Below are 24,034 nucleotides of genomic sequence, written 5' to 3'. Positions count from 1 at the left end.
AAAAGAAAATGTAGCTTACTGTACAGAGCATCCAATTAATAAAGCAAAAGTATAAAAACTTATTCTTTTTGACAAATAAAAAAGTAATCAATAGGCTTACTAAGTAAAGCAACACAGTAGGAGATAATAAGTAAAAATATTCACGTATTGTCATAGTTTGTAGGTTTTTAAAATGAATAATTCTCTTATGTTTTCTATTTTTTCTCCAATATTATCTTTCTATATACATAGAGTAGGGGAAGAGAACATATTATCCCAATTCCAATATTAGTAAGACTAAGAATTTCCACAAAGATAAGTTGAAAAGTTTCTTTCACATATTTTACAACCTGCGAATAATTATAAAATGACCGAGAGTAATTTATCAATATGAAAAATAATTTTAACACGAAAAGGATAATAAAGCTTGAAGCAAACCAGTTTACAAAAAATTTGAGATAGAACCTTATTCCATTTTTGATATATTTCTCTGCAGGAAGAAGCGTTAAGAAAAAAGTAAAACTCAATAAAAAGGGAATAATAAGATCAAGAATAAATCCTATCTTATAAGAGTCCGTCACCTCTTCTTTGTTAGCAAGAGCAAAAGGTATCATTGAGATGATTAAGAAAAGAGTACTTAATGCAAGGGCAAGCTTTAATTTGTTGAGAAAAGAAGTTTCTTTTTTCATATTCATTATTTTTACTTATCCTTTATGTATTTTTTTAGTACTATATAGGAAGAGACAATAATAATACAAAAATAACTAGTGGTAGAAAATCTAAAATAAAGTAAATCCATAATATATGTTATTTTTGAAACCTCTTCATTTGAGTAAATAGATATAGTTTCATCATTGAAAATTTGTTTTCCAAAATGATAAATAATATCAACGATGGTGGCTATAAATATAAAACAACTGTAGAACAGAATGTAAAATGAATAAGTATCCTTCTTTATTTTCCTAAAAAGTATGAGTAATATAAAAAATATGAGCACTAAAGAAAGATAATTGAATTGATAAATTAAGAATAGTATGAGTACCTCTTGTTTGTTTTGATATCCTAAACAAGGAAGAAACATCATACATTCAAAAAACAGCAAAAATAATAAGCTGTAGATTGCATATTTTTTTATATATAATACGGTTGATTCCATAATATTATTTTTTTAATAGGAGATGAGTATTTAGAATTATATTTTGTGGTTTGCATATTTTTTTAGAATGAAAAAAGAGGAAACTATATAAACAGAAATGATATCAGTGTCCAAAAATCTGCTGAGAAATAATTGCATTATTTCCTCTCTCTGTGAGAATAATTCGTTCCAAAAATGGTATTCAAAACGTTCATCTCTTCCTATGTAAAATTCTATACATTGGTATATTACAAATGATATAACGGATAAAAGATGAAAACAAATATAAAATAGTGTATAGAACTTATAGGTATCCCTTTTTTTCTTTTCACATAGTAAAAGCAAAGCAAAGAATACAACAAAAGAGATAATATCTACTCTCTCTAATTGTATCATCTCTTTAAAATTATCCATATTTATAGTATAAAATATAGGTATATAGAAAATGAATTTACCAATAAGGACAACTAAAATACTATAAAGAAAATATTTTGTGATTTTTGAAATTATGTTATTCATATTTGTAAATTTTTATATGTTATCGTATTTATTTTTATTTGAAATCATTGTCATAAGGTTATGGTGATGTGGTAAAAAATATTTTAATAGTTTCTGATAGTAAGATTTGTTATATTCAAAAATTTCAATGCGTCTGACTATAAAATGTATTAAAAAATATTTTGTAACCTATTTCTTATTATCTAAAAATGATTTTATTAGTTGTGTGATTTGATTTATAATTTACATTATTCTCCTTTGAAAGTAGGAATCCAATTTAGCTGAGAAGCTATATAGCAAAATATATTAAGCAAACCAAAAAGTATTACTACATAAATCATCCACTTTCCGCCAAATACTTTATAATTACTATTAGGGAATTTCTTTCTGCTGGCACATGCTAAAAGTGCAGGTATGATAATCATCCAAAAACTTACAGCGAGCCCAGCGTAAGCAATTGCGGTAACAAATCCATAAGGATAAAAAAGACTCAATAATAAAGGAGGCAAGAAGGTAACCAAGGCAGTTTTTATTCTTCCTCCTAAGTGATTACCCCATTTGAACAAATCGGATATATAATCAAAAAGCCCTAAGGTTACTCCTAAGAAAGAACTGGCTATAGCCATATAAGCAAAGAAGTCAAGGACTATGCTTATGGACAAAACGGGGATATATCGATTTAAAGCACTTAGTAAAGTGGCTACATCGCCACCTTTGGATATGATGGGAGCAAATTCTCCTCTGGGAAGGTTGCCTTGTACCGCCATCTGCCAAGATATGTAAATAATAAGTGCTAAAAGAGACCCGATAAGTATTGAATAGATTACTTTTTTACTCTTCTTATCATAATAATTGACCAAAGTAGGTACACAAATATGATATCCAAAGGATACTAAGCAGGTAGGAATGGCTGAAAATAGATAAGGAAGGTAGGAAGTTTCCGTATGTGCTACTGTATTGAGTAAGATCTCGCTCTTGGCAGAACTTAGCAATCCTGTTGTCGATAAGAAAAAAGCTATCACCATACCAGAAATAAGAATTGTGCTCATCCTGTCCACTGCCTTAGTAGAAATACTTACAAAAAGGGCTAATACAAAGCAGAAAAGAAGAGCTGAAAAAGTATGATTGATAGGAAGTTCTGGAACAAACCGATTGAGCAAACTCTTGGTGATGCTTCCTCCTGAGGTAATATAAGCATATGTAAGGATATACAGGGTGAAGGCCACCGAAATTCCATTGAATATATTCCAGCCTTTTCCCAATAGTTGGGTTGTGATTGTGTCAAAATTAGCACCTTTCTCAAAGTGAAGATTGGCTTCTAAAAGCATTAATGCCGATAGGGTGGTGATGCCCCAAATGATAAGGAATAAAATCACCGAACCGAGAAACCATATCCCCGACATAGCTGTCGGATTGGCAAGCATTCCTGCACCAATAGCAGTTCCTGCGATGATCATTGACCCACCTAAGAGTGAAGGAAGTTTTTTTTGTTTCATTTTTTGTTTATTTATGGTTCTATTGCTCACTATCTGTTATTTATTCCCTGTGAAAATGGGTATAATTCCTGTCTGTATGCCTATTTGTATTGCTATATTTAGGATACCGATAATTATTATAAAATAAATAAGTGGTGTTCCTCCGAAAGTACGATAGGTGGTTGCCTCAGGGAATTTCTTTCTGCTGGAGCGCACCATCAGTGCTGAAATCATTATTGAGGAGAAGCTCACAGCAACTCCAGCATAAGCGATGGCGGTAACAAATCCATAAGGATAAAAAAAACTCATCATCAGTGGAGGGAGAAAGGTAACCAGGGCAGTTTTTATTCTGCCCCATAAGGAGTTGCCCCACTGAAGCAAATCTGTAATGTAATCAAAGAGCCCCAAGGTTACTCCCAAGAAAGAACTGGCGATAGCCATATAGGCAAAAAAATCAAGCACTATGCCAATGGTTTGTGTCGGGATATATGTACTTAAAGCAGCCAGAAGGGCTGCTACATCCCCTCCCTTGGCAATGACAGGTGCAAATTGTTCTCGAGGAAGGTTTCCTTGTACAGCCATTTGCCATAATATGTATATGAGAAAGGCAATTCCGGTACCTATGAGAATCGATTGTATAACCAACCGGCTTTTCTTGTTATAGTAACTCACCAAGCTGGGTAAGCATACGTGATATCCAAAAGATACCAAGCACATAGGTAAGGCAGAAAGTAGATAAAGAATATAGGAAGACTCCTTTTGCGCGGTAGTATCGAACAGTACAGAGGGGCTCACCGAACTTAGTAAGCTTGTTGTTGAAAGGAAGAAGGCAATAATCATACCTGTGATAAGAATCGTGCTCAATCGGCTTACGGCTTTGGTAGATATACTGACAAATAAAGCTAACGCAAAGCAAAATAGTAGGGAACTTTCCTTATGGGAAATTCCTAGTTCTGGTACAATCCGATGTAAGAGATTTTCAGTGATTCCGCCTCCAGAGGTAATATACGCATACGTGAGTATATAAAGGGTGAAAGCCACAGCAAGTCCGTTGGCTATATTCCAGCCTTTTCCTAAGAGTTGGGTAACCATTGTGTTAAGATTAGCCCCTTTAGGAAAATGCAGATTGGCTTCCATAAGCATCAGTCCAGCCACTACGGTGTAGAACCATGTAAAGAGGAACATCATGAGAGAACCTACAAACCATATCCCCGACATAGATGTAGGGTTGGCAAGCATCCCTGCACCAATAGCAGTTCCTGCGATGATCATTGCCCCGCCTAAGAGTGAAGGAAGTTTTTTTGAGGTCATTTTTCTTGCCTAATTATACATTATCTGTTACTTGTTATCCATTACCTATTTAAAGGTTGGGATAATCCCCATTTGTATTCCTATTTGAGCTATTATATTGATAAGCCCAAAGAAAATAATAAAGTAAACCATTCCTTTTCCTCCATACACTTTATAAGAAGACTCAGGAAACTTCTTACGGCTGGCCTGTACCAATAGAGCGGGAACTATGGCTGCCCAAAGAGTAGCTGCCAATCCTGCATAACCAATGGCGATGACAAAGCCATAAGGAAACTGTAAGCTCAGTAGTAGAGGAGGGAGAAAGGTCAGTAAGGCTGTCTTAGCCCTTCCCCAGGGGGTGTCAGGTAGCTTGAGCAAATCCGCTATATAATCAAAAAGTCCTAAGGTTACCCCCAAGAACGAACTGGCAATAGCCATATAAGCGAAGAAGTTTAGAGCAATACTTATATATTGGATAGGTATATAGGCACTTAGTGCTTCCAAAAGAGCCGCTACATCTCCACCCTTGGCTATGACAGGAGCGAATTTGTCTCTTGGGAGGTTTCCTTGTACTGCCATTTGCCATAATATATAGATAAAAAGCGCTAAAAGAGTTCCGATAAATATGGATTGCATCACACGGCGTCCATCTCGATTATAGTATTTGACCAAGCTGGGAACATTTCCATGAAAGCCAAAAGAGACTAAGCACACAGGGAGTGCTGTAAGCAAGTAGGGGAGATGTGCTGTTGTATTTTTATTTTGAATATCCAACAATATATGACTGCTTACCGAAGAGAGTAGTCCAGTTGTTGAGAGAAAGAAAGCAATGATCATACCTCCAATAAGAATAGTGCTTAGCCTGTCTACAGCTTTAGTAGAAAACCATACAAAAAGGCCTAATACTAAGCAAAAAAGCAAAGATCCTATGCTTCTAGAGATTTGTACTTCTCCTTGTAGGCTATTAATAGCATTTTCAGTAATACTTCCCCCAGAGGTAATATAGGCATATGTCAGGATATAGAGCACAAAAGTCACAGAAAGCCCGTTGAGAAAATTCCATCGCTTTCCAAGCAAATCTGTAACAATGGTATCAAAACTAGCTCCAGTAGGGTAGTGGAGATTGGCCTCCAAGAGCATAAGTCCGGAAGTAGTCATACAGAACCAAGTATAAAACAGAATGATTGCCGAACCCACAAACCATATTCCTGCAGTAGAGGTAGGATTGGCAAGCATTCCAGCCCCAATGGCCGTTCCGGCAATAATCATAGCGCCTCCCAGTAGGGAGGGAATTTTTTTTTGAGTCATGTTTTAGTTTGATTTACAATAACATATATAATAGAAATCCCTGTAAAAGAGCATTGATAATCAGCGCCCAGAGTACCCAATAGCCTCGGCGCTCATCTTCCACGCTCTCCTGCATATAGTGTTGTACTTTTTCATATAGGACATCGCTTTGCTTCTGTGGGGAAGTAAGGGTAGGAGTGGCTACAATATCGGCGACAAAGCCTACCATAGGAGTAAAAGAAAGCACAAAGAGCAGGTGCTTTTGGAAAGCCTTGGGAATCTTAGGAAGAAAACGCTGGAAGGTATCTTGTAACTGCCCTTTACTGATAATTTTTTCAGTGGTATTCTCTGCTTTTTGGAAAATACTTTCGAATACTTTTTGAATCTGAGGTTGAAATTGATTGAAAAGATAGGAAGCATATTCCATTTTAAGCAAATCAAAAACTTTTCTGATGGCGATAAATACAAATAGTACACCTATTCCTATCATAAGAAGCAGGAAAAATAGTTTTTTATAAGCAAAAGTATGGCTAAAAAGTAGATAAACCCCCACCAAAAAAAAGATAAGATTCACTATGGTAAAGAATAAGATATTCTTTACAGACTTTACCCCAGAGCCAATTCCTAACACACTCATTTCTTTAAATATTTTCAGAGGATTAGAGCTCCTCTGTAGGCGTTTGAGTTCGTTAGAGAGTTCTAAAGACCCCTCTGAGTTCTCTTTATTTTTTTCCAGAGTTTCCATAAGTGATATTTTTTTGCAAAGGTATAAAAAAATTTTTTTATTAAAAATATAGTTGTACTTTTGCAAAAAATTTTCCGTTGAAAAAACTAATTTTATTTTTGTGCCTTTTATGTGGTATATCCTCTTGTGGTATCTATAATTTCACAGGAGGAAGCACAGGGAATGCCAAAACTTTTCAGGTAAATTTTTTTCAAAATAGAGCGCCATTGATAGAGCCAGGAATGGATAGAGAGTTCACTTTCTACCTACAGGATTTGATTAATAATCAAACAAATCTTTCGCTTACCAATAGCAATGGAGACTTGGTCTATGAGGGAGAAATAACAAACTTTACAGTGGCTCCTATGGCTGCTACAGCTGATCAGCGAGCAGCACAGAACCGCCTTACAGTAACAGTCAATGTGCGCTTTACTAATAATAAGGAAGAGGACAAGGATTTCGAAAAACAGTTTTCTCACTATTACGATTTCCCTGCCAATGCGCAGCTTAGTTCGGTTAAGAGTGCTGCTTTTGAGGCTATTTTTGAGCGAATAGGACAGGATATTTTTAATGCTTCTTTAGCGAATTGGTAAAATGACAGCAGCAGAACTCTCTCTTATCATGAAGCAGCCCAATCATATCACCTTGTCACAGGTGTATGAGCTGGAGAATATCATACACGAATACCCTTATTTTCAGGTAGTAAAGGCTGTGTATCTGAAGATATTATATGCACAAGAGAGCTATCGTTATAATAAAGAACTGAAAATAACAGCTGCTCATATAGGCAATAGAACTTTATTGTTTGATTTTATCACCTCTTCTTCTTTTAAGGAAAAGAAAGATTTCTTTAAGAAGAGTTCCATGCCCAAAACTTATGCTGATGAGGCCATTCCGTCAGAGTTTACCACTTATGTAACGGGAGACGCCTTTGAACGAAAGGAGTATTATCCTATAGAGAATCGCAATGCATCTTCTGTGAGAACGGAGCAAGGTGAGCAGACAGAGCAAAATGATATAAAGGGCTCTTTTGTTCCCACTTCAGAGCAGACAAGAGGTGAGGAAGAGGCTTTACAGATGGGTAAGCCTATAGAATTTCAAAAAGCAGATAAGCATTCTTTTGCCCAATGGTTAGAAGTGACACGCTACAAACCTATTGATAGAAGAGTCCATGCAACTGCTTCAGTAGATTTACCTTTTGTGGATAAGAATATATTTGAGGAAGGGGATGCCCGTGCTAAGAAGTTTGATCTGATAGACAAATTCTTGGAAAGCAATCCTAAGATAGAAGTTAATAAGGATTATGATACACCGAATGCAGTGGAGATTGTGGAGAAGAAAGATATAGGACGACAGTTCATGACTGAAACTTTGGCAAAGGTATACCTTGAACAAGGAAAATATAGTGAAGCTATTCAGGCTTACCAGATATTAATGCTTAAAAATCCAGCTAAAAGCGGTTATTTTGCAGAACAAATTGCAATTATTAGAAAATTACAACAAAATAAATTATAATTATGCTAACATTCAACATTGTTTTAGGGCTTATTCTATTGGTATCTTTCTTATTGATATTAGTAGTCATGGTGCAACAGCCTAAAAGTGGAGGTCTTTCATCTTCTTTTGGAGGGAATGCACAGATCGTAGGAGGGGTAAAGAAAACAGGAGATTTTCTTAATACAAGTACATGGACACTAGGGGTGTCTCTTATTGTACTTTCCCTTATCAGTAATCTTATTCTTACCAACGCACATCCAGAGCGAGGCGGAAGTGTTTTAGATGGGGTAAGCACACCTCCTGTCTCTACACAACAGCCTGTACAGACCCCTCCAACACAACAACAAAGCAATCCTCAAAAATAAAATGTAATAAAAATCAAAAACAATATTAATTTATATTAATATTGTTTTTGTTGTTGTTAATATAACTTTTTGAAAAGAGGTTTGTATAGGAGGCTATCTTTCTGATAGAGAGTGTCTAATATTACTATGGTAGAACCCTTGGTATGGTATTAGAATTTATAAATTTTAAAAATAGAGATATATAAAATGTTGATAACTTCTGCGGAATAACTCCTTGTAGAATTGAAATAATCTCTATATTTGCAATTACAAATAAAAGAAATAAATTTTAAAATAAAACGAAAGATGAAATTAAGACTATTCCTATTATTATTAGTTAGTGGGATGCAGGTATTTGCACAGGTGGGCAACTCAAGAGAAAGTAAGAACCACTTGAAGGATATGAATCTTTACGGAAAAGTAAAGACATTCAAAATAACTCCCTATAAATTAGTAGATTATTTTGGAAAAGTAACAAAAGGAGATAAACAAGACTTCTGGAGAGGAGATGTAGTCATTGTTTTTGATGAGCAAGGCTACAAAGCAGAGAATAATACCTATAATAAGGTAGGGCAACTCTCTCAAAAAGTAGTCTATAAATATGATGCTAAAGGCAAACGTACTTCTCGTGACTTATATAACTCTTATGGTAAGTTACAGATGAAATTCCTTTATGTATATGACAATAAGGGATACAAGACTGCCTATAATAGCTATTCTCCTACAGGAGAACTCAACGATTCTTATCTATATAAAAATGATGATAAGGGACGTATGATTGAGGAAACTTGGATTAAAAAGGACAAATCTTTCGGATCAAAATATACTTATGAGTATGATAAGTTAGGAAAATTGATAAAAATGTGCCAATATACTACTTCTGAAACTCAAGTGGACAACTGTACTTCTTACAAGTATGATAAATTGGGGCAAATAGTGGAGATGGAAATTTATAGTAATAATGCTCTATCAAGAAGAAGTGTTATTACATATGATGACAAAGGTAATGAAAAGGAAATAAAATACTATGATGGTAAGGGAGTATTCTTGGAAGAAAGAGCTTACGAATATAAGTTTGATAAGCATGGAAATTGGATAGAAAGAATAGAGTACATCAATCAGTTCCCTAAGAGTTTCTTAGAAAGAGAAATTACTTACTATTAGGATTGTTTTTATTTGACATATGTTTAGAAGGGGTTGTTCTATTTCTCATAGAATAACCTTTTTTTATTTTTTAATAGATAAAATCATGCAAGAAAAAAGAGAAAAACAACTACAGGCCTTTGGTCGCCTATTGGATATTATGGATGAGCTTCGTGAGAAATGCCCATGGGATAGGAAGCAAACCATGGAAACCCTTCGTCCCCTTACTATAGAAGAATTGTATGAACTTACCGATGCCATTCTGGCAGATGATTCTCAAGAGATTAAGAAAGAATTAGGGGATCTTCTTCTGCATATAGTCTTCTATGCTAAGATTGCAAGTGAGAAGAATTTGTTTGATATAGAGGATGTTATCCAATCCATCTGTGAGAAACTTATCCAGCGACACCCTCATATCTATGGAGATGTATCGGTAAGGAATGAAGAAGAAGTCAAGCAGAATTGGGAAAAGATAAAACTACAGAAGGGAAGTAAAGGAGTACTTTCGGGAGTTCCTAAGAGCTTACCTTCCTTAGTCAAGGCTTATCGGATACAGGAGAAAGTGGCCGGAGTAGGTTTTGATTGGAGCAATAGGGAAGAGGTATGGAAGAAGTTTCAAGAAGAACTCTCTGAACTTGAGGCAGAGATAAAGAAAGGAGATTCACAGAAAACAGAAAAGGAAATGGGAGATGTCTTCTTTAGCTTGGTTAATTATGCTCGTTTTTTGAAAATAAATCCCGAAAATGCTTTGTCGCTAACTAATGAAAAATTCTTACAACGTTTTGATTTTATTGAGAGTAGCGCTAAGTCGCAAGGTAGAGATATCACCGATCTCACTCTTGAGGAAATGAACGATCTATGGGAACAATCGAAAGTCTATTTCTATTAAATAATTGTTAATGTTGTGTAGATATTTTTTTCTATAATTCAGATATACATAGTATTGCTTTTTGGTAATAAAAAGACATTGTTAAATCTTTTGATAAGTGGGTGGGTATTGGAGTTTATTTTATATCTTTGCGCACTGAGAAACGATTTGTATAACCATGAGATTCTACCTAATAATTGCCTTATTATTAGGTATCTTTTTTACAAAACAAGGAACAAATAAACAAGAAAGGACAAAATAATGAACCAAGAAAATGACATTTGGTGGCTTAATGACGAATCTGAACAGATACTCAATCGCGGGTATTTGCTCAAGGGAGAAAGTGTAGAAGGCGCAATAGAGCGTATCACGAGTGCTGCAGCTAAGCGATTGTATAAGCCTGAGTTACAACCTGCATTCAAAGAAATGATTACTAAGGGTTGGATTAGTTTTTCTTCTCCTATATGGGCGAATATGGGTACCGAGAGAGGACTGCCTATTTCCTGTTTCAATGTACATATTCCAGATAGTATAGAAGGGATCACCCATAAGCTTGGGGAGGTAATTATGCAAACAAAGATAGGTGGAGGTACCTCTGGATATTTTGGAGAGTTGCGTCACCGTGGTTCTGCCGTTACGGACAATGGAAAATCCAGTGGTGCGGTGAGCTTTATGAAGCTATTTGATTCAGCTATGGATGTAGTCTCTCAAGGAGGCGTACGTCGTGGCGCTTTCGCAGCTTATTTAGACATAGATCACCCAGATGCAGAGGAGTTCCTACAGATAAAAGATACAGGCTATCATATACAAAACCTATTTTTTGGTGTGTGTGTGCCAGACTATTGGATGCAAGAAATGATTGAAGGGGATACTGAGAAGCGAAAGCTATGGGCAAGAGTCTTGGAATCACGCCAGCAAAAGGGGCTTCCTTATATTTTCTTTACAGACAATGTAAACCGTAAGCGCCCACAAGTGTATAAGGATAACAATATGTTCATCCATGCCAGCAATCTTTGTAGTGAGATCATGCTTCCTTCCAGCGAAGAGGAGTCTTTCATCTGTTGTCTTTCTTCTATGAACTTAGAACTCTTTGATGAATGGAAGGACACCAAGGCAGTGAAGTTGGCTATCTTTTTCTTGGATGCAGTACTCTCTGAATTCATTGAGAAGACCAAAGGGAACTACTACCTACAGTCAGCACGTAACTTTGCCATTCGCCATCGTGCAGTAGGCTTAGGGGTATTAGGTTATCATTCTTACTTACAGAAGAATATGATTCCTTTTGAAAGCTTTGAGGCTACTCAGTTCAACGCTCGTGCTTTTCAGCACATCCAGAGTGAGGCAGAGAAAGCCACTCAGGAGTTGGCACACATCTATGGAGAGCCAGAATTACTCAAGGGATATGGCAGGAGAAATGCTACCACTATGGCCATAGCACCTACTACATCCAGCTCAGCTATCTTAGGACAGGTATCTCCAGGGATAGAGCCTTTCTCTAGCAACTACTACAAAGTGGGGCTCTCTAAAGGAAACTTTATGCGTAAGAACAAATACCTCACTCAACTCTTGGAAGAAAAAGGACTTAATAATGAGGATATTTGGCGAAGCATACGTCTTTCTGATGGTTCTGTGCAGCACTTACAAGAACTCACTCAGGAGGAAAAGAATGTATTCAAGACCTTCAAGGAAATATCTCCTATGGAGATCATTACCCAAGCGGCACAGCGCCAACAGTATATAGACCAGTCTCAGAGTCTAAATCTCAACATACCACCTACCATGCCTATAAGGGATGTGAACAAGGTGCTTATTGAGGCTTGGAAGTTAGGAGTAAAGAGCCTTTATTACCAGCGCAGCCAGTCGGTAGCCAAGGAGATGATTATGAACTTTGTCAATTGTAGTAGCTGTGAGTCTTGATTTAGATGTTAGTAGTTAGATTTTAGGTGAAATTAAGCATTATTATCATTGAACATTCATCATTAAAAAAATATTACGAATTATTAGTCAAATTGATTAATAATTCGTATTTTTGCTTTATGATATGTGGAAGAAACTTTTAAAAGATTTTGAGCATTACCTAAAGATAGAGAGAGGGATGTCTCCCAATTCAGTACAATCCTATCTCTTTGATTTAGAGAAGCTCAGTGACTATATAAACCTTCATCAGATAGAGGAGCGTCCGGAAAATATCTCGGCAGAGACACTCAGAGAGTTTGTCTATCAGCAGAGTAAGGAGCTACAAGCACGTTCTCAATCACGGCTTATATCCTCTTTGAAGAGTTTTTTCAAGTATCTGCTCTTGGAAAACTATCGGGAAGATTTCCCTATGGAGTACATAGATACTCCTAAATATGGTATGAAGCTACCTGATACCCTCTCTGTCGAGGAAATAGATGCGCTTATTGCAGGGATAGACCTTTCCACATCGGAGGGGCATCGCAATAGGGCTATTATAGAAACTTTATATGGGTGTGGGCTACGTGTATCAGAGCTGGTAAACCTACACCTCTCAGACCTTTTTTTCGAAGAAGGATTTATACGAGTATTGGGTAAGGGAGACAAACAGCGCTTGGTACCTATCAGTGAGTATACACAGAAACAGATAAATAACTATATACAGCATCAGCGCAAGGAAGTCCCTCAAGTGAAGGAATTTACTGATATAGTATTTCTCAATAGGCGTGGCAAACAGCTCACCCGAGCGATGATCTTTACCATAATAAAACAGACAGCAGCTGCCATAGGGCTGACTAAAACTATCAGTCCGCACACCTTTAGGCATTCTTTTGCTACCCATTTGTTGGAGAATGGAGCTAACCTTAGGGCTATTCAGCTTATGTTGGGGCATGAGAGCATTACCACAACAGAAATATATACACATATAGACCATTCTTATCTTTCACAAGTGGTAAATACTTATCACCCAAGGAAATAGAAAAGAGAAATAAGAAAAAATATTTTAATTTATTTTGATATATGATACGAAAATATCTATTATTTGCTATGCTTGCAACCTCTGTGGGAGCCATAGCACAGACTGAAACTTCTGGGCGTTCCCTCTATCACGCTGAGGCTACTAAGTACAGTGCCTTGGATCATACCAAGCTACGTGTATCTTTGAATTTTGAGAAAAAAGAACTCTATGGAGAAGAGTGGCTTACTGCAGCCCCTTATTTCTATCCGACCGATTCTCTGATGCTGGATGCACAAGCTATGCTGATCCATAGTGTAAATCTCAGTGATAAGAAAGGAACTATAGGAAAACCACTTACCTATAAATATGATAAGGACAGACTCACTATTCGCTTGGACAAAACCTACCAAAGAGGAGAAAAATATACCATATACATTAAGTATACAGCTCAACCAGAGAATGTAGGCAAACATGGTAGTTTGGCTATTAGTGATGCTAAAGGGTTGTACTTTATCAACTCCAACAAAGAAGATAAAGACCGTCCTATACAAGTATGGTCACAGGGAGAAACTAAAGCCAATTCTTGTTGGTTCCCTACCATCGATGAGACCAACCAGAAATCTTCTCAAGAGATATACATCACAGTACCAGACAAATTTGTCACTCTCTCCAATGGGGTACTTTCCTCTTCTAAAAGAGATGGAAAAGGGATGCGTACCGACTATTGGGTGATGAATCAAAAACATGCCCCTTACCTCTTCTTCCTTGGGGCAGGAGAGTATGCAGAAGTTAAGGACAAACCATGGAGAGGTAAAGTGCCTATCGTGTACTATGTAGAAAAAGAATATGCAGATGTAGCTAAGAGAATCTTCGGAAAGACCTCTGAAATGATAGAGTTCTATTCTAAAAGATTGGATTATGACTACCCTTGGCCAAAATATTACCAAATGACTGCTCAAGAGTACGTAAGTGGAGCCATGGAAAATACTACAGCTGTACTACACAGCTCTATGGCTCAGCAAGATGCAGAATCTCTCAACGACCAGAATATCTGGGAAGCTACTATAGCACATGAGCTTTTTCACCACTGGTTTGGAGACTTAGTAACTGCAGAAAGCTGGGCTAACCTTACTGTAAATGAGTCTTTTGCTAACTATTCTGAATATCTTTGGTTAGAACACAAATATGGGAAAGACTATGCAGACTATCATATGAACCGTGATATCACAGGTTATAAGAATAGCGGCTCTTTTGATAAGGACTTAGTACGCTTCAACTACAAAGAACGCGAAGATATGTTCGATGCCGTATCCTATAACAAAGGAGGAGGGATCCTCCATATGTTACGTAACTATTTGGGTGACAAGGCATTTTTCGAAGGGATTTCTAAGTACTTAAAGAACAATCAGTTTGGAACAGGAGAAGCACATCAGTTACGTCTTGCTTTGGAAAAAGTAAGTGGACGTGACCTCAACTGGTTCTTTAACCAATGGTATTTTAATCATGGAAATGTAGTGATGACTCCTAAAGTAACTTATGATAGTGCTAAAGGAGAAGCTGTATTGGAAATTGCTCAGGATGAGAAACTTATGTTTCAATTTCCTTTAGAGGTAGACATCTATGACGCAGGAAAATATGTGCGTAAAGAGGTATGGGTGGACGCCAAAGCCAAGAATGAGTTCCGCTTTAAAGTATCTCCTAAGTATAGCCTAATCAACATTGACCCTCGTGGACTGATCGTAGGAGATGAAGCTGCTTACAAAACACCCGAACAATATCTCTTCCAGTACCAAAATGCTAAAGACTATAAGAGCCGTAACCAAGCCATTGAGTATGCTGTTACTACAGGGAATTCAGATATTCTTCTCTTAGCTCTAAAAGATCCTTTCTTCCGCTTGCGTATCAAAGCTATCCAAGGACTCAGACCTGACAACGTAGCACAATGGGCACCTGTGGTAGAGAATTTGGCACAGAATGATCCAGAAAACTTGACCAAGGCAGCTGCTATTGCACAACTCTCTCGCCTAAGAGATGCTAAATACAAATCCTTGTATGAAAAATCAGTGAAACTTCCTTCACGTGCTGTTAAAATAGCTGCAGCTTCTGCCTTAGTAGCTTTAGACCCTTCTCAAGCAGGGCAGTATATTGATATGATCGACTTAAAAGGACTTAGCTTTGAACAATTTATGCCCTTCTACCCTTATATACTTAAGAGCCGCAATGAGAAATATTTGCCTGTATTATTGGATAAGGTTATCTATTACCCATTGTACCCAGAACAATATCAAGCTCCTATCAAAGAAGGATTTACCTGGCTGATGAGTGTAGACAATACAGAATATACCAAGAAAGTAACCAAATCACTAAGCAATGTATTTGGCTGGTTGAATGAAGAACAGAAAAAACACTTACATGCAGTAGCTGAAGAAGGACTCAAAATAAAGGAAGATCTCCTAAAGAAAAATCCTAATTCTCAGTCTATCAAAGCACAGGTGGAACTGTTGAAAAATATCAAATGGTAAATGTAGCGTATAATTGATTTTTATTTTTAGGTTAAGTAGGTCATTTCTTTTTGGGGTGACCTACTTAATTTTTTCCTATGGAATACTTCTAATTCAAAAAAAAGATGTACATTTGCACTTGTTATTAAATAATAGAAAATGAAAAAAATACTTTTAATAGGAATTTTATTAGTCGTTTCTTCCTGTAAAACCAATCCTTTTACAGGAAAACAAACTTTGAACTTCATGTCGAATAGTTCACTTTTCCCAACCTCATTTTCTCAATATAATGAGTTTCTCTCTACCAGTAAGGTCATTAAAGGTACTCCCGAGGCCGAGATGATCAAGCGTGTAGGAGAGCGTATTGCTAAGGCATCACAACTATGGTTGGATAGAAATGGGTATAAGAACTATCTGAAGGACTACCGCTGGGAATACAACTTGGTAGAGAACAAAGAGCTCAATGCGTGGTGTATGCCAGGGGGAAAAATTGTATTCTATACAGGGATACTTCCTATAGCTAAGAATGAGCGTGGTATTGCTGTGATTATGGGGCATGAGGTAGCCCATGCTTTGGCTGATCATGGAGCACAGCGTATGAGCGCTTCTACCCTTCAACAGATAGGAGCATTGGCGGGAAATGTACTACTAAGCAATAGCAAATACCTTAATGAGTTTAATACCGCCTATGGCTTAGGTACCCAAGTAGGGGTAATGCTCCCCTTTAGCAGAAGTCATGAGAGCGAAGCCGATGCTATAGGTCTTCAGATTATGGCACTGGCAGGCTATGATCCAGATGAAGGGTATAAACTATGGGAACGCATGAGTGCTGCCTCAGGAGGAGGAAGCTCCAGCTCACTTCTAAGTACTCACCCTTCCAATCAGTCGCGTATTGCTCACCTTAAAGAGTTGGCTCCCAAGGTGAAAGCAGAAGCTAAGAAATATGGAGTGACCCGATTCGAATAATAGAAAAATAACCATTAAGAAAAAGGAGTATTTGTTTGCTCCTTTTTTCTTTTTTATTACCTTTGTACCTTATTCTTTTATTTATGACAAATATCCAATTCATTAAGGCTCAAGTGTCCACCACTGAAAAAGCTATTGAGAATACACTGACTTTGCTTTCAGAAGGCTGTACGATCCCCTTTATAGCACGCTATCGCAAGGATAGAACAGGCAATCTGGATGAGGTTGCCATTGAGAAAATAGCTAAAGCACAAGCCGATTACGAAAATATCTGCAAGCGTAAGGAGACCATTCTTTCCAGTGTAGAGGAACAAGGAAAGCTTACCGAAGAACTCCGCAAGCGTATAGAAGCCTCCTATGAGCTGACAGAATTGGAGGATTTATACCTTCCCTATAAGAAAAAGCGCAAAACTAAAGGCGATGTAGCTAAGGAAAATGGTTTAGAACCCTTAGCTAAACAGCTCATGAGCCAGAGAGTGACTGACATGGAACAACTTGCCTTGCGTTATCTTTCAGACAAGGTCGCTACAGTCGAGGATGCTCTACAAGGAGCATCGGATATCATAGCCGAGTGGATCAATGAAAATATGTATGTGCGCCGTACTCTCAGAAGGGTTTTCCAACGAAAAGCTCAGCTCTGTACAGAAGTAGCCAAAGGTAAAGAAAATGACGAAGAAGCTCAAAAATATGCTCAGTACTTTGATTGGAGTGAGCCCCTATCCAAGGCGCCTTCCCATCGTGTATTGGCTATGCTACGTGCTGAAAAAGAAGGATTTGTTCGCCTTAAAGTACAAGTAGAAACAGAGGATACCCTTCCTTTTATAGAAGAAACTATCATCAAAGGCAACGGTCAGACCGCTGACTTTCTAAAAAAGGCCATCAAGGATAGCTATAAGCGTCTTTTAGAGCCCTCTATCTCCAATGAAACTCTCCAAGAAGTTAAGGACAAGGCAGATGCCAAGGCCATAGAAGTCTTTTCAGATAATCTTTCTCAACTATTACTCTCTTCTCCCTTAGGAGAAAAGCGTATATTGGCGATAGATCCAGGATTTCGTACCGGATGCAAGGTAGTTTGTTTGGATGAAAAAGGAGATTTATTACACAATGAAACCATTTTTCCACACGCCCCTCAGCACGAGACTGCTATGGCAATGAAGAAAATTCGTACAATGGTCGAGCAGTATCGCATAGAGGCTATTAGTATAGGTAATGGTACCGCTTCGAGAGAGACAGAACGCTTCATCAAAGAGATTTCTTTCCCTCATCCTCTACAGGTCTTTGTAGTCAGCGAAGCTGGAGCATCGGTGTACTCAGCCTCAAAGATAGCTCGAGAGGAATTCCCTACATACGACGTAACGGTGCGTGGTGCCGTCTCTATTGGTCGTAGATTGTCCGACCCCTTGGCAGAGCTGGTTAAAATAGAACCTAAGAGTATAGGAGTAGGCCAGTACCAACATGATGTAAACCAAACCCTACTCGAGCAAGAACTCGATGCTACAGTGATTCGCTGTGTGAATAAGGTAGGGGTAAACCTCAACACCGCCAGTGGCTCCCTGCTTAGTTACGTATCGGGCATAGGGGAGAAAATGGCAGAGAATATTGTTGCCTATCGTTCGACCAATGGAGCTTTCCGTCGAAGAGAAGACCTCAAGAAGGTACCTCGCTTAGGCGATAAGGTCTACCAACAGGCTGTAGCCTTTCTAAGGGTACACAATAGTGAAAATCCGTTGGACAACTCGGCAGTACACCCCGAAGCCTATCCTATCATCAAGCAAATGGCTAAAGATTTGGGAATCTCAGTAGAAAAGCTCATAGGAAATAAGCAAGCTATCTCAACTATTGATATAAAAAAGTACAAAAATGAAGAAGTGGGAGAACTTTATCTCAAGGATGTGCTCAAGGAATTGGAAAAACCAGGTCTTGATCCGAGAAAAACCGCTAAAGTATTCGAATTTGACCCCAATGTAAAGACTTTTGATGATGTGAGAGTGGGTATGATACTACCAGGAATTGTTAATAATATCACTGCCTTTGGCTGTTTTGTGGATATAGGTATCAAGGAAAGTGGTTTGGTACACATCTCTCAGCTCAAAGATGGCTATGTGTCAGAGGTAAGTGAGGTGGTCAAGCTCCATGAGCAAGTGCAAGTAAAAGTCACTGAAGTGGATACTGCCCGTAAGCGTATTTCCTTGAGTATGATACTATAACCAAAAAACAAAGCAAGTTAAGAAAACGATGAATATAACACCCCCAAAGGCTCCTAAGCGACAGACGATATTGGAGGCACACTCCGACAAACGTATAGATAACTATTTTTGGCTCAATGAGCGAGATAGCCCTGAGGTATTGGCATATCTTGAGGCAGAAAATGCCTATTTTAAGCAGCAGACTCAGCATACTCAAGCTTTAGAAGAGACTCTTTTTCAGGAGATGAAGGGACGTATCAAAGAAGATGACCAGTCGGTACCCTACAAGTACAATGGTTATTGGTACTTCTCTCGTTTTGAACAAGGGAAGGAATACCCTATTTACCTACGCCAAAGGGACGAAGAAGGAGCAAGAGAAGAAGTGCTTTTTGATGTCAATCAGATGGCGGAAGGGCACAAGTTTTATCAGTTTGCCGAATATTCCATAAGCCCTGATAACCAGTGGGCATCTTTTTCTGTGGATACCCGTGGCAGACGAATGTATTCCCTTTTTATCAAGAACTTGAAAATAGGGGAGATCCTTCCTACCGAGATAAAAAACACCGATGGAGGGAGCTGCTGGGCAAATGATAGCAAGACCCTTTTCTATACCAAAATAGATCCTCAGACTCTGCGTTCGCATAAGGTATATCGTCATCGAGTAGGGCAGACTTCCCCTAAGGATGTATTGGTTTTTCATGAAAAAGATGAGACCTTTAATACTGGCATCTTTAAGTCAAAATCAGAGCAATATCTTATCATTGAGTCTGATAGCACTCTTTCTACCGAAAGCCGCTTCTTGGATGCCTCCACACCTGAAGGCGTCTTCAAGATATTTCAACCTCGCCAAAGGGGATTGGAGTATGATATTGCCCATTATGGAGAATATTTCTATGTGCTGAACAATGCTGATGGAGCGACTAATTTCAAGTTGGACAAGACTCCTATCACTCATACCGAGCTTGAACACTGGAGCGAAGTACTCCCTCATAGAGAGGATACTCGCTTGGAGGAAGTGGATATCTTTAAGGAATATTTGGTAGTTACCGAGCGTTCTCAGGGGCTTTCTCAGTTAAGAATCATCCGCTGGGATGGCACCAAGGATATGTATTTGCCTTTTGACAACGAGACCTATACGGCTTCTACAGGGCTCAATTTGGATTTTGATACCCATTGGCTGCGCTATATCTATAATTCTATGACAACTCCTTACTCTATAATAGATTATAACATGCTTACTTCAGAACAGCAGGTCAGAAAGGAGCAGGAGGTGCTGGGAGGGAAGTTTTCCAAGGAGAATTACCACTCGGAGCGTATCTGGGCAACAGCTCCTGATGGAGTTAAGGTACCTATTTCATTGGTCTATCGTAAAGGGCTAACTTTAGATGGCAGTCACCCTCTATTACTTTATGGCTATGGTTCTTATGGCATCACTATAGATCCCTCTTTTTCGACTACACGCTTGAGCTTGCTTGATAGAGGATTTGTATTTGCTATTGCACATATACGAGGCGGAGAGTACTTAGGTCGTCCCTGGTATGAAGCAGGGAAGCTCATGCAGAAGCAAAATACCTTTACTGACTTTATCGCCTGCGCTCGACACCTGATAGGGGAGAAATATACCAGTGCCCAGCATCTATACGCTATGGGAGGATCTGCAGGAGGATTGCTTATGGGAGCGGTAATCAACCAAGCTCCCGAGCTTTTTCATGGAGTGGTAGCCAATGTCCCCTTTGTGGATGTACTCACTACCATGTTGGACGATTCTATTCCCCTTACCACAGGCGAATATGATGAATGGGGCAACCCTAATGACAAGGCTTATTATGATTATATGAAGGCCTATTCTCCCTATGATAATGTACAGCGTAAAGCCTATCCACATCTGCTGGTGCTCACAGGTTATCACGATTCTCAAGTACAATATTGGGAACCGGCCAAGTGGGTTGCCAAGCTTAGAGAACTCAAGACAGATAACCATATCTTGCTCTTTTATACCGATATGAGTTCAGGACATAGTGGTGCTTCGGGGCGCTATGAAGCACTTCGGGAAATAGCAAGAGAGTATACTTTTCTCTTGGATTTGGAAGGAATTTATCTATAGTGAAAAGTGTAGGGGCGAATTGCTCACATACTCCACTCCACCAGCTTGTGGACTTTGCCCCTACACCGATTCATACCAACTTTTTGTAAACCATTTCCTATTGACTACAAATATTATTCTTTTTCTTCTTAATTTGCATGATAAGAGAACTTTTTCTCATTTTTTCCGAAAAAGAGCTGTAAGAAATGTGTCAGTAGGAGGAAGAACTTTTGAGTGAAAAGGAAAGAGCATTTTAGTAATATGTATAGTAGATATTTATTGAAACTCTTAAAATAAAGACAAAAAAGAATTTTTATAAGAATTAATGTTGTAATTTTGTGGTCAGAAAGTAAGTACTTATTTCTATGAAAAAAATACAACTATTAATGATACTTTTCCCTATAATAGCTTTCTCACAAAAGGCTGAAAAAGAGGTTTCTAAAGCAGAACTAGCCAAGAGGGAGAAGGCACAGCGGCAGTCACAAGCCTTTGCCTACCAAGGGTATCAGGCGGAAAAAGCACATAAGCTATTGGATTCAGAAATGGATTATAGAAAAGCTATATCCAAAAACAAAGAAAATGCAGTAGCTCAATATAATATGGGTGATGTACTCTATTCTCAAGAGGCTTATAATGAGGCTACTCATTATTATCAAGAAGCATCGGTCAATAAAGAAGCATCTAAGGAGGACAAGCATAAGGCATTTCATAACTTAGGCAATTTGGCTATGCAAAACAAAAAATATGAAGAGGCAGTACAATTCTACAAAGAAGCTCTTAGAAACAATCCTACCGATGAACAGACACGCTATAACTTGGCTATAGCTAAAGAAAAACTCAAAAAAGAACAACAAGAGAACAAAAAAAATCAAAATAATCAAAACAATCAACAAAATAAAGATAATAAAGATAACAAAGATAATAAAGATAATCAAAATAAGGATAATAAAGATAATCAAAATAAAGACAATAAGGACAATCAAAACAAGGATAACAAAGATAATAAAGATAATCAAAACAAAGATAATAAGGACAATAAGGATAACAAAAATCAAGGAAGTCCTGAAAGGGATAAACAAGAAAATAATAATCAAGATAACAGAGAAGGCAATACCCCAGAGGAGGGAGAGAGAAAAGAGCTTTCTGCTGAACAAATGAATCGTATTCTCAATGCCATCAATAATGAAGAGAAAAAAACTCAAGAGAAGCTCAATGCGAATAAAGTGAAAGGGAAGGCAAAGAAATCAAATACGAAAGATTGGTAAATACTTATATTGGTTCCTACAAAAGTAGTTTATGCGTAGTTTTTTATTTCAAATATTATTTTTTTCATTCACTACCCTGCTTTCTGCACAAGGAGTATCCTTCAGGGCAGAACCCTCACGTAAGTCTTTAGGGGAAAATGAGCGCTTGAGGGTCGATTTTATCATGAATAGAGAAGGAGATAATTTCACCCCACCTTCGTTTGAGAATTTTGAATATTCAGGACCTACCCAATCCGTTTCTAATTCTTGGATCAATGGTGTACGCAGTTTTTCCAAGACCTATACCTACATGCTACAACCCAAGAAGAAAGGGAAACTCACCATAGGGGCAGCATCGGTCATTATAGAAGGTAAAGAGTATAAGACTAAACCCCTCACTATAGAGGTAACCAATCCTGTGGCCAATCCCCGAAGTGCACAAACGACTCCTCCAACCAGTCCCTTTGGTAATAATAGCCCTTTTGGCAACTTCCCCTTTGGCTTTGATCCTTTTGGAACAGAAGAGGTACAACCTATGGAAATCATAGAACCTACCAAGGAAGATCTCTTTATCACAGCAGAAGTGTCTAGTAATCATGTATTTGTAAATCAGCCTGTTACTATTACCTATAAGATGTACTTATCAGCTCGTTTTGGCATTGCAGGCTTTGAAAGTATAGAAGATCCACGCTATGCCAACTTCTGGAGCCAACAGCTATTGGACAAACTACAAGTGACTGAGGTAATGCACAATGGAAAGCTCTTCCGTTGTATTACCCTCAAGCAAGTATTGCTATATCCTCAACAATCAGGAGAACAGGAGATTTCCCCTCTTTCTACCTCTTTCGTATTACAATTGCCCTCCAATCAGGTAGATTTCTTTGGAAACCGCTCTTATGTAACTCGTAGCAGAAGACTGCAATCCAATGCGCTGAAGATAAAAGTATCCCCCTTGCCAGAGGAAGGTAAGCCGGCCAACTTTTCTGGAGCTGTGGGTAAGTTCTCCCTATCGGTGAATTTTCCTACCCGTACAGTCAATGCTGGAGAAACTGCTCAAGGAGAGGTGATTATCTCAGGAAAAGGGAACTTCAAACTCTTTGATATGCCTAAACTGACTTTCCCACCAGCCTTAGAGGTATATGCTCCTAAGGAAGAAGAGCATCTGAACCACAGTGCTACGGGAGTCAGTGGAGATATCACCCATACCTATACCATAGTACCCCAATACAAAGGAAAATTCCCTATTGCTCCATTGAGTTTTACCTTTTTCGATCCAGAGACACAGAAGTATGAGACTCTTACCTCAGATCCTTTGACCATAGAAGTACCCAATGGAGAAGAATATAATGCCACTTCCCCAGAAAATACCTCTGAGGTTGCACAAGAGAAAGGCCAATTCGCCCCTCTTAAAACAGAAGCAAAACTTGCTCCGATCAATCGAGCAGTATTCTTTGGGTCAGGCTTATTCTACCTATTATGGCTTTTACCGATAGTTCTGATTCCTATAGTACTTCTCCTTAGGTACTTCTATCAAAAAAGAAATGATGATACTGCTGAGAATAGAAGCCGTAGAACAAACCGATTGGCTAAGAAATACCTATCAGCAGCTAAGAAAAATATCCATAATAAGGAACTTTTCTACGAATCCATGGAAAGAGGATTACACACCTATCTCAAGGCAAAACTTCATATAGAGACCAGTGAATTGTCCAAAGATAAGGTGCGAGAGTTACTTGAGGAAAAACAAGTAGAGAGCAGTGCAATAGCCAGATTCTTGCAGCTACTTTCCAACTGTGAAATGGCTCGTTATGCTCCTTATACACAGGCTGATATAGATAATGATTACGAGCAAGCAGCCTCCATCATAGCCTTACTAGACAAACAATTATAAAGATATAAT

Annotated in this window: 18 protein-coding genes; 13 read left to right on the top strand and 5 right to left on the bottom strand. The window is 38.1% G+C overall.

Annotation, left to right across the window (positions count from 1 at the left end):
- Positions 1 to 194: 194 nt before the first annotated feature.
- From CAPGI0001_RS06785 to CAPGI0001_RS06755, 5 genes are all read right to left on the bottom strand, one after another.
- Entirely contained in the window at positions 195 to 668 is a 474-nt protein-coding gene (locus CAPGI0001_RS06785; protein ID WP_002668323.1) for a hypothetical protein, read from the bottom strand.
- Between the two features lie 1,192 nt (positions 669 to 1,860).
- Positions 1,861 to 3,108, bottom strand: a complete 1,248-nt coding sequence (locus CAPGI0001_RS06770) for an aromatic amino acid transporter (RefSeq protein WP_040359965.1) — start codon at positions 3,106 to 3,108, stop codon at positions 1,861 to 1,863.
- 36 nt (positions 3,109 to 3,144) lie between these two features.
- Positions 3,145 to 4,398 (bottom strand): aromatic amino acid transporter, encoded by a 1,254-nt coding sequence (locus tag CAPGI0001_RS06765; RefSeq protein ID WP_002668551.1) that lies wholly within the window; start codon positions 4,396 to 4,398, stop codon positions 3,145 to 3,147.
- A gap of 45 nt (positions 4,399 to 4,443) precedes the next feature.
- Entirely contained in the window at positions 4,444 to 5,685 is a 1,242-nt protein-coding gene (locus tag CAPGI0001_RS06760) for an aromatic amino acid transporter (protein ID WP_002668085.1), read from the bottom strand.
- A 13-nt stretch (positions 5,686 to 5,698) separates the two neighbouring features.
- Positions 5,699 to 6,409 (bottom strand): hypothetical protein, encoded by a 711-nt coding sequence (locus tag CAPGI0001_RS06755; protein WP_002668195.1) that lies wholly within the window; start codon positions 6,407 to 6,409, stop codon positions 5,699 to 5,701.
- A 77-nt stretch (positions 6,410 to 6,486) separates the two neighbouring features.
- On the opposite strand from CAPGI0001_RS06755, the gene CAPGI0001_RS06750 reads away from it, so the two are divergent.
- The 13 genes from CAPGI0001_RS06750 to CAPGI0001_RS06690 all read left to right on the top strand — a co-directional run bounded on the left by CAPGI0001_RS06750 (position 6,487) and on the right by CAPGI0001_RS06690 (position 24,025).
- Positions 6,487 to 6,981, top strand: a complete 495-nt coding sequence (locus tag CAPGI0001_RS06750) for an LptE family protein (RefSeq protein ID WP_002668411.1) — start codon at positions 6,487 to 6,489, stop codon at positions 6,979 to 6,981.
- Between the two features lies 1 nt (position 6,982).
- Positions 6,983 to 7,903 carry a hypothetical protein gene (locus CAPGI0001_RS06745; RefSeq protein WP_002668568.1) on the top strand — a complete coding sequence of 307 codons (921 nt, stop codon included), beginning with the start codon at positions 6,983 to 6,985 and terminating at the stop codon, positions 7,901 to 7,903.
- A gap of 2 nt (positions 7,904 to 7,905) precedes the next feature.
- The gene (gene secG / locus CAPGI0001_RS06740; protein WP_002668058.1) at positions 7,906 to 8,250 is read left to right on the top strand and encodes a preprotein translocase subunit SecG; all 345 of its coding nucleotides are present in this window, start codon (positions 7,906 to 7,908) and stop codon (positions 8,248 to 8,250) included.
- Positions 8,251 to 8,535: 285 nt separating this feature from the next.
- Positions 8,536 to 9,393, top strand: coding sequence for a hypothetical protein (locus CAPGI0001_RS06735; RefSeq protein ID WP_002668189.1), 858 nt, complete (start codon positions 8,536 to 8,538; stop codon positions 9,391 to 9,393).
- Positions 9,394 to 9,478: 85 nt separating this feature from the next.
- The gene (mazG, locus tag CAPGI0001_RS06730) at positions 9,479 to 10,261 is read left to right on the top strand and encodes a nucleoside triphosphate pyrophosphohydrolase (RefSeq protein WP_002668389.1); all 783 of its coding nucleotides are present in this window, start codon (positions 9,479 to 9,481) and stop codon (positions 10,259 to 10,261) included.
- Positions 10,262 to 10,501: 240 nt separating this feature from the next.
- Positions 10,502 to 12,157, top strand: coding sequence for a ribonucleoside-diphosphate reductase subunit alpha (locus tag CAPGI0001_RS06725; protein WP_002668453.1), 1,656 nt, complete (start codon positions 10,502 to 10,504; stop codon positions 12,155 to 12,157).
- Positions 12,158 to 12,281: 124 nt separating this feature from the next.
- A complete protein-coding gene (xerD, locus tag CAPGI0001_RS06720; protein ID WP_040359879.1) occupies positions 12,282 to 13,175 on the top strand; it encodes a site-specific tyrosine recombinase XerD in 894 nt (297 codons plus the stop codon).
- Between the two features lie 41 nt (positions 13,176 to 13,216).
- Positions 13,217 to 15,676: a M1 family metallopeptidase gene (locus tag CAPGI0001_RS06715; protein ID WP_002668139.1), complete on the top strand. Its 2,460-nt coding sequence runs from the start codon at positions 13,217 to 13,219 to the stop codon at positions 15,674 to 15,676.
- Positions 15,677 to 15,814: 138 nt separating this feature from the next.
- Positions 15,815 to 16,621 carry a M48 family metallopeptidase gene (locus CAPGI0001_RS06710; protein ID WP_002667987.1) on the top strand — a complete coding sequence of 269 codons (807 nt, stop codon included), beginning with the start codon at positions 15,815 to 15,817 and terminating at the stop codon, positions 16,619 to 16,621.
- 83 nt (positions 16,622 to 16,704) lie between these two features.
- Complete coding sequence (locus CAPGI0001_RS06705) at positions 16,705 to 18,828, top strand: Tex family protein (protein WP_040359877.1); 2,124 nt, start codon at positions 16,705 to 16,707, stop codon at positions 18,826 to 18,828.
- A 28-nt stretch (positions 18,829 to 18,856) separates the two neighbouring features.
- Positions 18,857 to 20,911, top strand: a complete 2,055-nt coding sequence (locus CAPGI0001_RS06700) for a S9 family peptidase (protein ID WP_002668073.1) — start codon at positions 18,857 to 18,859, stop codon at positions 20,909 to 20,911.
- Between the two features lie 344 nt (positions 20,912 to 21,255).
- A complete protein-coding gene (locus CAPGI0001_RS06695; protein WP_040359874.1) occupies positions 21,256 to 22,155 on the top strand; it encodes a tetratricopeptide repeat protein in 900 nt (299 codons plus the stop codon).
- Positions 22,156 to 22,186: 31 nt separating this feature from the next.
- Positions 22,187 to 24,025, top strand: a complete 1,839-nt coding sequence (locus CAPGI0001_RS06690; protein ID WP_002668044.1) for a BatD family protein — start codon at positions 22,187 to 22,189, stop codon at positions 24,023 to 24,025.
- The last annotated feature ends 9 nt before the right edge of the window (positions 24,026 to 24,034 follow it).

The organism is Capnocytophaga gingivalis ATCC 33624 (assembly GCF_000174755.1).
Taxonomy (GTDB): Bacteria; Bacteroidota; Bacteroidia; order Flavobacteriales; family Flavobacteriaceae; genus Capnocytophaga; species Capnocytophaga gingivalis.
This window is presented reverse-complemented; position numbering and strand designations above follow the sequence as displayed.